General features: G+C 73.1%; 8 protein-coding genes. All 8 read right to left on the bottom strand.

The annotated features are described in order from the left end of the window. Positions 1–388 precede the first annotated feature (388 nt). Entirely contained in the window at positions 389–1,330 is a 942-nt protein-coding gene (locus ACIRPK_RS33410) for a phosphotransferase (protein ID WP_403045765.1), read from the bottom strand. A 237-nt stretch (positions 1,331–1,567) separates the two neighbouring features. Continuing rightward, positions 1,568–3,079, bottom strand: a complete 1,512-nt coding sequence (locus ACIRPK_RS33405; RefSeq protein WP_403045763.1) for a phosphotransferase family protein — start codon at positions 3,077–3,079, stop codon at positions 1,568–1,570. A gap of 335 nt (positions 3,080–3,414) precedes the next feature. Then, a complete protein-coding gene (locus tag ACIRPK_RS33400) occupies positions 3,415–4,683 on the bottom strand; it encodes a hypothetical protein (protein WP_403045760.1) in 1,269 nt (422 codons plus the stop codon). 41 nt (positions 4,684–4,724) lie between these two features. Next, on the bottom strand, positions 4,725–5,627 hold the full coding sequence (locus ACIRPK_RS33395; protein WP_403045757.1) for an endonuclease/exonuclease/phosphatase family protein: 903 nt from the start codon (positions 5,625–5,627) through the stop codon (positions 4,725–4,727). A gap of 13 nt (positions 5,628–5,640) precedes the next feature. Next, positions 5,641–6,165 (bottom strand): hypothetical protein, encoded by a 525-nt coding sequence (locus ACIRPK_RS33390; RefSeq protein ID WP_403045755.1) that lies wholly within the window; start codon positions 6,163–6,165, stop codon positions 5,641–5,643. After that, complete coding sequence (locus tag ACIRPK_RS33385) at positions 6,162–6,722, bottom strand: LuxR C-terminal-related transcriptional regulator (RefSeq protein WP_403045753.1); 561 nt, start codon at positions 6,720–6,722, stop codon at positions 6,162–6,164. Before ACIRPK_RS33385 ends, ACIRPK_RS33390 begins: the two co-directional genes overlap by 4 nt. A gap of 36 nt (positions 6,723–6,758) precedes the next feature. Next, a complete protein-coding gene (locus ACIRPK_RS33380) occupies positions 6,759–7,868 on the bottom strand; it encodes a hypothetical protein (protein WP_403045750.1) in 1,110 nt (369 codons plus the stop codon). Then, the gene (locus tag ACIRPK_RS33375; protein WP_403045747.1) at positions 7,865–8,725 is read right to left on the bottom strand and encodes a thiopeptide-type bacteriocin biosynthesis protein; all 861 of its coding nucleotides are present in this window, start codon (positions 8,723–8,725) and stop codon (positions 7,865–7,867) included. Before ACIRPK_RS33375 ends, ACIRPK_RS33380 begins: the two co-directional genes overlap by 4 nt. Between the last annotated feature and the right edge of the window lie 8 nt (positions 8,726–8,733).

Genomic DNA, 8,733 nt, shown 5'->3' with positions numbered 1-8,733 from the left:
GCCCCACGATGGCCGGCCACGGTGATACCGCCCGCTTCGGGTGGCATCACATTGGTCATCCATCACGGGGCAAAGGTTGCCTGATGCGGCACTAGGCTGGAAAGAGGACAGATCCCGTCCTAGATCGTCGCCGAATCGGAGCGCGCCTTGCCATTCGCGGCCGCGTGGGCGGCGTGCGGCGAAAGCCGAAGTCGCTCCGTGGAGGCGGGTTGATTACCGTCACTGACTGTAGTGAGGACCGCGGCCAAGTGACTCCCCATCAGGTGGCCGCCCGTGGGGAGATGCAACTGGCCGCTGACAGCGTGCCACGGCTGATGGGGCTCCCTGGACTTTCCGAGATCCTCATCACGGCTTCGGTCGGGTGGGGGTGGTCCGGCCAGGGCGGGCGTCAGGCGCGGCTGAGTTCGGCTGGCCTGATGTACGCGACGGAGCCGCTCCAGGCCCAGGGGTACCGGGGGTGGCCGGCTTCTTGGGCGCGGACGCACGCGATCCGGTGCGCGGCCTCGTCCGCCCAGTCGGGAGCGCGGGTGGCGGCTTCCAGGGCGATGACGACGCCGACCACGGCCCGCAGGGGTGCGAGGACCTGCCGGTAGAGGGTGCCGCCGTGGACGGTGGTGACGTCGAGGCCGTAGGTGGTGGCGAACTGGTCGTAGTGACGCGGGCTGCCTCCGAAGCCGTCGCGGGACCAGGCGAGGAAGGCCAGGTCGCACACCTCGGGGCCGTAGCAGGCGTACTCCCAGTCGATCAGCGCGGCCTCGTCGAGGTCGATCGTGATCGTGTTCTGGGTGGCGAGGTCGGCGTGGAGGACGACCGGCTCGCCGGGCCACTGCGTGGTGTCGAACCGCTCGCCGAGGGTGTGGACGTAAGTGGTCAGCCAGTTCCGGTCTTCGGGGTCGAGTACGTGGTCGGGCAGTTGCTCGATCCGGGCCAGCAGACTGGCGGCGGGGTCGACACGGGGCAGGTTCAGGTCGCGGGGAACGGGGAGGGCGTGCAGGCGGGCGAGCGCGCGGCCGAGGGCCCGCGGGGTCGCGGGGCCACCGGTGCCCAGATCATGCGTGAAGGTCACCAGGTGCTGGCCCGCGAGGACCGGCCAGCCGGTTCCGGCCGGGCGGGCGGTGAGGACCCCGTTGTCATGGAGCCAGTTGGCGGTCGCCACCTGCCGGGTAACGGCGAGGCGGTCGGTGCCCTCCTTATGGATCTTCGCGACGACCGAGCCGCTGGGGGTGGCGCGCGGTAAGCGGAGCACCCAGTGCTGGTTGTGGTGGAGCAGGGCGGCACCGTCGGTGTTGAAGCCCTGCGAGGCGCTGGCGCTCTCCAGCGCCTCTCGCACGGCGGGAGGCATACCCGCTGCTGCGGTGGTGTCGACCGCTCCACGCTGCGGGCCGCCAGGAGCACGTCCGGGCATCACGCGGCCCGCCCGGTGTCGGTGCTCGCGCCTGGGCGCGGCTTGATGGTGGGCGGGTTGGGGTCGGGCGGGCAGCTCATGATCGTCCTTCTGGATGGCGAGTCGGAGACGGCCCGGCGAGAGGCCGGCGGTCTCGGTTGGTTCGAGCGGGGCTGGCAGTGTTCAGGCGCGCGGTGCCACCCAGGGCTCCCAGTGCGCTCGGTGCTCGGCGTCCACGGAGGTGCCCTCCGGGAAGTCGTGCACTCCCTTGGTGGGGAGGAACGCGGCGAGCGGCCACTCCAGCTCCCAGACCAGCAGGAGCGGAGCGGCGCCGGGGGCCTGTGCCAGGGCGTCGAAGACCCGCCGCGCGACCGCGCGCAGCTGGTCGTAGTCCTTGTTCGGCTGCCAGATTTCGACCATCACGGGGTAGCCGTCGTAGGCGTTGTGCTCATCCGGCGGCGCGTCGGCGTGCTCGATGAAGACGTTCGGCTCGATGGCGCACGAGGTCCCGGCGGGGCCCTCGACCAGGCGCACCGCCGCCCGGTCGAGGCCGGTGAACTCCTGGTCGACGCGCCCGTCCGCGAGGCGGGCGATGTCGGCCGCGATGGTGGAGAAGGCGCGGCTGGTGACCATGAAGATCCGTGCGCTGTCAGCCACAGTGCGCTCCTCGGCTCTACTGCTCGTAGCGGGTGTTGCCCGGCTGGGGCCGGGCGGCGGGGGTGGCGGGGCGAGCTGGCTGCCGGTTCGCCACAGCCACGGGTAGACGAAGCCGGGAGTGCCCTGCCCGGACAGACAGGCGAGTCGCAGCAGGTACTCCGGGCGCCACTTCGGGTCGTGAACAGCGAGTTCGGCGGCGGTGATGACTCCCTCGGCGGCGGCGCGGGCGGCCAGCACCGCGTAGGTGCGGCCGGTGTCGTCGCGGGTGATGTCGTGGCCGTACTCGGTGTGGAACCGCGCGTAGTCCCGGGGGTCCGCGTTGAAGAAGTCGCGCCGGACGGCTTCAGTGGCCAGGTCGAGGCCGGGAGGGCCGACGGCGGCGGCCCTCCAGTTGATCAGGCGCGGGATGCCGTCGCGTCCGACGACGGTGTTCGACGCGTTGATGTCCCCGTGGATGAGGCGGCGGCGGGTCAGCGGCTCCCTACGCTTCCACAGCCGTTCGACTTCTTGAAGGTGCAGCCACACCTCCCGGCGGGCCGCACCGTTCATCACCGTGACAGGCAGGGCCTTGAGACGGCGCAGCAGGCGGGCGGCGGGCGCGACTTGGGGTAGGCGTAGGCCGGTGGGGGTGGGCAGGGCGTGCAGGAGGGCGAGCAGTACGGCTCGCTCCTCCGGGTCCGCCGTGCCGCCCGGTCCGAGGTCTTCTGAGAAGGACACCATCTGGCTGCGCACGGCGGTCGGGAGCCCGAGCGGCCGGGCGGTCGGTATCCCGTGCTCCAGGACCCAGGAGGCGACCGCGGCCTCCAGTAGAGCGGCTTCGCGGTTCGTCCCCGTGCGGTGGATCTTGGCGATGACGCCGGCGCCGTCGGCGGCGGCGGGGAGGCGGACCACCCCCACGGTGATCGGGGTCGCGCCGGTGGTGTCGAACTGGCGTCGGGAGGCGGCGACTTCGAGGGCGTGCCGTACGGTGGCGGCGAGTTCGTCCGGTGGTCCGGGTTCGGTCACCTCCGGGGCGCCGGCCGGGGTCAGGGCGGTCAAGGGCGTTGTCCTGTCAGCTGGTTGCCGCGGTGGCGGCGCGGGTGTGCGGGTGGTGGGGCTGGGGCGAGCAGCACGTGGCTGTCATCCACGGCGATGAGGGCGGTGCCTGGGACCAGCTCGGGCTGGCCGTCGCAGCCCGGCGCGGGCGGCAGGGCCGGACGCCCAGGCACACGGGGCAGCACCGCCGGCTGTTGCCCGCTGCGGGAGCCAGCGTCCAGCACGTACAGGCGCCCCCGCCCAGCCGCACCGCTGGCTCCGCCCGCAGGCGGGCCAGTGTGTGCAGTGGTGCATCCGGCGGCGGCGCGGGGCTGACCAACGGCACACCCACGCCTCGGTCATGGACGGCGCTTCGCGTGAGCCGCGAGAGCGCCGGTGGCCGTGGCCCGATCGGTGTGGAAGGCGTCGCCGAACAAGCCCGTGGCCTCGATGAGCAGTTCCATGGCGGCCTCCCGCTGCGCGGCCGGGAGGGTGGTGGCCCACCAGGTGAGGCAGCGGGCCCGCCACGGGTCGGCGCGGACGGCGGCGAACAGTCCGGCCGCCCGCTCGAAGCCGGCCAGCGCCTCCTCCCTGTCCCTGCTGCCCAGACCGGCCCTGATCCGGGCGATGTGGGCGAGCGCCCGCGCCTGGCCGAACACGTCCTCCGCTCGCGTCAGCATCGCGCCTGCGGCGTCGAGTTCGGCCAAGGCCCGCTCCGGGGAAGCCATATCCTGGTGGCACAGTCCGATCAGCAGCCGGGTGAGCGCCACCGCCCGCTCGTCGCCCACCTCCTCCCGCACCGCCAGCGCCTCGGTGAAGCGCTCGCGGGCGCGATCGGCTCGCCCGGCGGCCAGCAGCGCGCTGCCCAGGGCATGCAGGGCATCCCCCCGGTGGCGCTCGTCCCCGTCCTCCTCCGCCGAGTAGAGGGCGGCGTCCGCGTCGTCGCAGGCATCCGAGTACTTGCCGACCTGCCGGGCGGCGCCTGAGCGGGCGAGCAGCACCGCCCGGACCTCCTGCCTGCTGCCGCCATCCCGTACCGCAGGCACGGCCCAGTTCGCGCACAGCAGCTGAACACCGGGCTCGGGACGAACACGCCACAGTGTCCGGGACGCCGCCAGGGTGGCCCGCCAGGCGACGTGGTCCCACCGGAGCGCGGCAGCCGCGATCACCGCGATCACGCTGCCTTCTTGTGCGACCGCCCACGTCCGTGCCAGCTCGCAGCTGCCGAACGCGAGCGGCTGCACCGGGCTGTGGTCCCACCTTGGGGCGCTGGCCACCGGCCGGTGCCAGGGAGCGAGCTGGCGTTCCGCGGCGACCAGGGAGGCGAGCCACCACGCCACCGCCCGCCGGAGCCGGTCCAGTTGCTCGGTGGGGTCGGTGCGGCGGGCCGGCAGCGGGGACACCCGGCGTCCGTCCGGGAACACCCACAAGCCCTCGGCGAACGGGTGGGGGCGCAACAGCCCGGCGGTGGCGAGTCGGGGCAGGGCGTCGGCGACCGCGTCCGGGCGGGTGCCGAGCGCGGCGGCGACCAGGCCCGGCTCCAGCGCGGCGAACGGCAGGTCCACCAGCACCGAGAGGACGTCGGCGAGGTCCTGGGGGAGATCCGGTGGCGCAGAGAAGGGGCTCACGATCTGTTCCAGGAGGTTCGGGACGGGCGGGGGAACCGGGCTCACGCGGCCCGGCCGAAGGCATTCAGTCGCTCGGTCAGCTCTTGGCGGTCGAACGTCATGACGAGCAGCGAGTGGTCGGACAGCGACAGGTCGGTGTGGACCTCGAACGACCGAAGAGCGGGGGCGAGTCGCTCGTTGAGGTACGCGCGGTCGATGCGCTGGCCGCCGCCCTGGTCGGGCCTGCGCATCGACCCGGTGGGCGCGAGCGCCTCCGGCTGGCCGAGTTGCTCGGCCGCGTAGCGGGCCAGGTCCACCAGGCCGGCCCGGCGCAGGATCTCGTCCGGGACCGTGTGCGGGGTGCGGCCGTCCAGGGTGCGGTGCGCGGTGAACGGCCGGTCAATGACCGTGTCGAAGTTGGGCAGACCCTCGTCCTGGGCGGAGTAGGAGTTCATGTCACCGGTGACCAGCACGGCCCGCCTGCCCTCCATCCAGCCGGTGATCATGTCCGCCTCGACCTCGCGGGTGTGGGGCGAGCGCGAGGACAGGTGCACCGAGCCCAGGACCAGGGTCGCGGCGTCCGGCGCGGTGCCAGCCAGCCGGACCTCGACGGCGGTGGGGCCGTGCCACCAGTTCTTGTTCTCCGGCCACTCCCCCACCGGCCAGAACTCCCGGGTGTCGAGGAGCAAGCCGGTGGGGTTGCGGCTGGCCGGGGTCGGGGTCGGGTGGACGAACGGGATCAGGCCGCCGAGCGCGCTCCCCGCCTGCCAGGCCATGCGCCCCCGCCAGGTGAGGGAGTGGGTCATCTCCTGCCGAGCGACGGCCGCGAACGGCCCCAGTCCGGCGAGGAACTCGTGGGCGGCGTACCAGCGGTTGAGGTTGCCTCCGCCGCGGCCGTCGGACTCCCATCCGTCGTGCTCGATGTTCCAACTGGCGATCGTGAGCAAGTCGTTGTCGGGGTTCATGCTCTCTCTTTCTCTACAGGGCGGGTGTGGGCCCGTGGGTGTACGAGGACGAGGCGGGTTGGAGCTCGGTCCGGGCCCGGCGGCTGAGCCGCGAGAGCCAGCCGGGCAGGGTGGCGCCGAGCAGCTCGGAGCGCTTGCGGGGTCGCCGGTGGCTCGTCCGGGCGGGCGCGAGCAGGACCGGCCGGCGGGCCGCCGGGCGATGGGTCAGGGTCACCGCCGCAGCCACCGGGGCTGCCGGAGCGGGGAGTTCCGGGGCGGGGGCGGTTGTGCCGACCAGCAGTTCGTCCCAGAGCAGATCGTTGAGGCGGCTGATGCAGGTCGCGCAGGCGAACATCGCGGCCGTTGCGCCGACCACGGTGACCGGGCCGATCCAGATCACCAGGACGTTGTCGCGCCGGCAGTACAGCCAGCACCGGCCGGTGACCCACGGGTTGCCGTCGTTGGGCACTGGTGTCTCGGGACGGTCCGCTCGCGCGAAGGCGGCTATCCCGGGGATCACCAGCTTCGCGGGGAGGTTCTCGTCTATCGGCCAGGTCACGCCGGTTCTCCCTCGGCTGGGCTGGTCTGCCGCAAGGGCGGCCAGGCGTCGGCGGTCGTCACCAGACCGGTGCGGGCCGCGAGCAGGATGCCTTCGTGGCGGGTGCTCGCACCCACGCACCAGAGCGCCGACCTGGCGTGACCGCGGACGGTCGCTTCGGCGATGCCGAGGCGTCGGCTGATCTGGGGGTAGATGAGCCCGGCCGCCATCAGGGGGAGCACGTCCTTCTGGCGGCGCGTCATGTACTGGCCGGCCGCTCGGGCGGGCGGAAGCGCGTCGGCGGAGATCACCTCGAAGTGAATCGCGCGCAGGATCGCGGTGGCGCGGTCCGGGGCGCCCAGGCGCCGCACCGCCGACAGCGCGTTGGCGGACACGTCCACCTCCCTCATCGCCAGCCGGTCGGCCACCTCGCGGTCACTCAGGGCTCCCGCCAGCAGGCGCAGCACCTCGACCTCGTTCGGGGTGAGCTCGGCTGCCGCCGCTCTGAGCGCGGGATCGTCGGGTCCGGCGGTGCTGCCGGTCACGGGCTGGGCCGTGGTGCGGGCGTCGGTGGGCAAGGTGGTCTCCGGGAAGCAGCTGTCGAAGAGGGCGGGTCAGCGGGGAAGGTTGCGAACGATCACGTTGTCGGCGCGCCGGAGCGCGGCGGTGACTTGGCGTCGCTGTTCGTGGGTCGGGCCGTGGCGGCCGAGTCCGGCCTGCTCGACGGTCTCGGCCAGTACGTGCAGGTCCAGCGGTCTCAGCTGGGCGCGGATCAGCGGGTGCTGGAGGACTTCGCGGGCGGTGTAGGCGTCCGCGTGCTGGGTGGCGCGTTCGGCGGTGAGGCGGGCGGCCCGGTCGGTGAGCTCGGTGTCGCCGGTGGCGGTGGCGAGGTCGACGGTGGCCAGGCCGAGACGGGTGTCGGCCAGCGGGTCCTGGGCGCGGTTCATCCGCCCGAAGTGCGCCAGCATCGCCTCCCCCGCGTCGACGGCCGGGTGCCCCGCCGTGAGCTGGCACAGCACGGTGAGGGCCGCACCGACGGCGTGCTCCCAGGGCTCTTCGTGCGGGGTTCGGGCGAGCAGGTCCAGGGCGGCGGCGGGCCGGCCGCCAAGGGCGGTGGAGATGACGGCGACCTGGTGGCCGTCGAAGATCCGGCTGGTGATCCCGTCACCTTGGCGCAGGTGGGCGTGGGCCTGGTCCCAGCGTCCGGCACGAACGAGCGCGCGTGCTCCCTCGTAGAGGCGGACACTGTCGATCCACTCGACGCACTCGTGGTGGTCTGGGCCGGGGCGGGTCAGATCGGCGAGCGGTACCAGGTAACCGTCCAGCATGGCGTCGGTGCGCGAAGTCACCGCGTCCGCGAGGGTGTTGACCAGGTCGAAGGCCACGTCGGGCTCGTCGCACCTGAGCTTGAGGAGGACGAGGTTGACCAGCGGCTCCAGTGCGAAGGTGGCGTAGGGCATGGGCAGGGGGCGGGCCGCGAGGAACAGGGCGGCGTGTTCGTGGCACAGCTGGCGGGCTTCGGCCATCTGGCCGGTGTCGGTGGCCAGCAGGGCGGCCCGGTTGCGCACGCGGGAGGCGGCGCGTAGGTCGTTGTTGCGGTCGGCCTCGTCGGCGACGTCGGCCAGATCCCGCAGGCGGGCGGCGAGCGGGAGGGCGCGGGCGCGCTTGCGCGAGATGAGGGGGAAGCGGCGGATCGCGTCCGCGAGCGGGCCGGGCGCGGTCACCGGTCCTCCCCGTTGAGGATGCTCTCCGCAGCAGCGGCGGCCAGCAGGCCCTGCTCGTTCGCGCTGAGACCGAGCCGGTTGAAGTGGAACAGCAGCAGGTGCGCAGTGACCGCCCGCAGGCCGCGCGTCAGCCGGCCCTCCAGCGCCAGAGCGGCCAGATCCGCACCGGCCGCAAGGTGGCCCTCGAACCAGGTTGCGGCGTAGTGGAGTTGGCCCTTCATCAGCCTGGAGCCGGGTCCGCTGTCGACGCTGATCAGTTGGCGGGCGGAGTTCCGCAGGGTGGGGGTGGGTGCGGTGGCTGGGGTGCGGTGGTCGGCGATGGTCGCCCAGACGTCGCCCTGCTCGTACCAGTCCAGGCCCGCGCCGCGCATCAGCGCGGTGGCCAGCAGGAGAGCCAACTCCTTGCGCTGGTCGGCGCGTTCGCCATCGTGGACGGACAGAAGGTAGGTGAGGGTGTGGCGGCTGTCGGTGTGGAAGTGCCGGTGGGCGACCTCCATGGCGGCCGGGCCGCCGAAGGCGCGGCTTTCGGGTTCGTAGATCACCGGCCGCCACCCGGTCAGCGCGCTTGTGGCCAGGCCGGCCCGCAGCAGGGTGGTGACGGCGGCGGTGGCGGCATCGGCGTGCCGGTCGGAGGGGACCTGGTAGCGCAGGCGCCACCGCTCGCCCTTGCGCAGGAAGTGCCAGGAGACGATGACCCCGGCCTCTTCCAGGGCGGTCATGCCCGGACCCAGGCGCAGGGCGGCGAACATCTCGGCGAGCATGTCGGTGGGGTCGGCGATCAGGAGGTGCTGCTGGAGCCAGGGTGGGGCGGCCGGTGCCTGCGGCACCTCGGGCCGGATCGTGTCGGTGCTGGTCATGGTGGTCC

Origin of the sequence: Kitasatospora sp. NPDC101801 (genome assembly GCF_044766665.1) — a bacterium.
Taxonomy (GTDB): Bacteria; Actinomycetota; Actinomycetes; order Streptomycetales; family Streptomycetaceae; genus Kitasatospora.
The sequence above is the reverse complement of the archived record's forward strand: the minus strand, read 5'-3'. Positions and strand labels throughout refer to the sequence as shown.